General features: G+C 72.7%; 1 protein-coding gene. It reads left to right on the plus strand.

Annotated elements, in window-relative coordinates:
- Positions 1 to 79: 79 nt before the first annotated feature.
- Positions 80 to 412, plus strand: a complete 333-nt coding sequence (locus AEA42_RS05285; protein WP_055647173.1) for a hypothetical protein — start codon at positions 80 to 82, stop codon at positions 410 to 412.
- Positions 413 to 608: the final 196 nt, after the last annotated feature.

Here is a 608-nt window from a genome sequence, read left to right on the forward strand (position 1 = left end):
CATCGGGCCCGGCGTCGCCGAAGAACGACCCGACCGGCCTGTCTGACGCCGTCATCGATCGCAATCAGAGGAGAACGTAATGAAGCGGTCTCGTGTGCTCTCCGTCGTCGCCGCGACGTCGATCGCGCTGGTGCTCGCAGCCACACCCTCGTTCGCGGCCGGCTGGCTGAGCGGATGGAGCAGCGCCTCGAGCACGTCCTGGGAGCTTCCCTGCGGGCTCGCCACCCGTGCCCAGGGGGGCTCCTGGGCGGGCAGTACGGCGGGGGGCTGCAAGTCCCGCGCCCAGGTCCGGGCCAAGTACCACGGCGGTTCGGGGAACATCTACACGACGGCCTGGAGCTACGGCGACAGCACGACCGGGACCTCGTACGTCTCCGTGCCCAACGTGACGCAGCACCAGGTGGGCTACTGATGCCCGGCGCGGCCGCGCCCGTGCACCGGCTCCCCCGTGCCGCCCCGGCGGGCTCACGGGCGGCTCACGTGCGACGCCGTCGCCACGGGACGGGCACCGCGGCGGTCGCCGGTGTGGTGCGGGCCGTCCTGGCTGGCGGCCTGGGGGCACGGGTCGACACTAGACCACTCGCGCGACTGGGCCGTGTATGTTCCCG

The organism is Shewanella sp. Sh95 (genome assembly GCF_001308045.1).
GTDB lineage: Bacteria > Pseudomonadota > Gammaproteobacteria > Enterobacterales > Shewanellaceae > Shewanella > Shewanella xiamenensis.

Bases quoted from the DNA above. Each gene is read 5' to 3' on its own strand.
- AEA42_RS05285 (WP_055647173.1), top strand. From the start codon at position 80: ATGAAGCGGTCTCGTGTGCTCTCCGTCGTCGCCGCGACGTCGATCGCG.